This is a genomic window from Stenotrophomonas sp. HMWF003 (assembly GCF_003061285.1).
In the GTDB taxonomy this organism is placed as follows: Bacteria; Pseudomonadota; Gammaproteobacteria; order Xanthomonadales; family Xanthomonadaceae; genus Stenotrophomonas; species Stenotrophomonas maltophilia_AP.
Window position 1 is genome coordinate 1 of sequence record NZ_QAIW01000214.1, and the last position, 897, is coordinate 897.

The following is an 897-nucleotide window of genomic DNA, read 5'->3' on the forward strand; positions in this document are numbered from 1 at the left end:
GTAGGCCCCTGGGCAAAATAAAGGAGGAGGCCGCCCCGCGGCCGGGGGACATTTGCACCAGGGGCCTACCGGCTGCTACGGGGCCCTCACGCTCGCGTCAAGCCCGATCGGAGACGCCAGCCGCGGCGCCTGCATACCCGACCACCTGCGGACTGTCGCGCTCAATTTACGACGGCCCTTGCAAAACGACGAATCCGAACACCCGAAAAAAAACGCCCCTTCCTGCGAAGGGGCGTTTCGGATGATGCGGAACCGCAGACTCAGCGCTTGGCTTCGTCGGCGTTCTTCTTTGCTTCATCGGCCACGTCGCGGGCCTTGTCGGCCACCTTTTGCGCGGCATCGGCGGTGGCATCGCTGGCGTGCACGCCCGCATCCTTGGCGGCGGTCTTGGCTTCGCCGGCGGCTTCGGAGGTGGCTGCCGCGGCGCGGTCGAGCGCCTGCTGGGTTTCGGCGGCGGCGCGCTCGGAGGCGGCAGCGGCATCGTCGGCGGCGTTGCGCGTGGAGGCGGCGGCCTTGTCCACCGCTTCGCGTGCGGCGGCATTGGCGCTGTCGGCGGCCTGCGCGGCGTCGTCGCGGGCCTTCTCGGCTTCCGGGCCCTTGCATGCGGCCAGGCCGAGCAGCAGGGAGGCGGCCAACAGCGACGTGGTGAACGGACGAATCTTCATGGCGGTCTCCAATACGGTGATCGTAGGGGAAGCCAGCCTATTCATGCCTGCGTGAAGACCGGGTCGCTGCGCATCGGGCAGCCCCAGGCCCACCGCAATGCGCCCAAAGAAAAAGCCGCTGGCGAACCAGCGGCTTCTTCAGACTTGCGTGAAGAAAGAAGTTATTACTTCTTGGCTTCTTCAGCAGCGTCCTTGGCCTGCTCGGCGGTGGCTTCACCGGCCTTGGCAGCGT

At 67.1% G+C, this 897-nt stretch carries 2 protein-coding genes; one reads left to right on the forward strand and one right to left on the reverse strand.

Annotation, left to right across the window (positions count from 1 at the left end; genetic code table 11):
- Positions 1–260: 260 nt before the first annotated feature.
- Entirely contained in the window at positions 261–665 is a 405-nt protein-coding gene (locus DBR34_RS08670) for a hypothetical protein (protein ID WP_038687022.1), read from the reverse strand.
- Positions 666–716: 51 nt separating this feature from the next.
- Here DBR34_RS08670 and DBR34_RS21730 point away from each other — a divergent pair.
- On the forward strand, positions 717–897 hold a 181-nt coding region (locus DBR34_RS21730), incomplete at its 3' end, for a hypothetical protein (protein ID WP_219928243.1).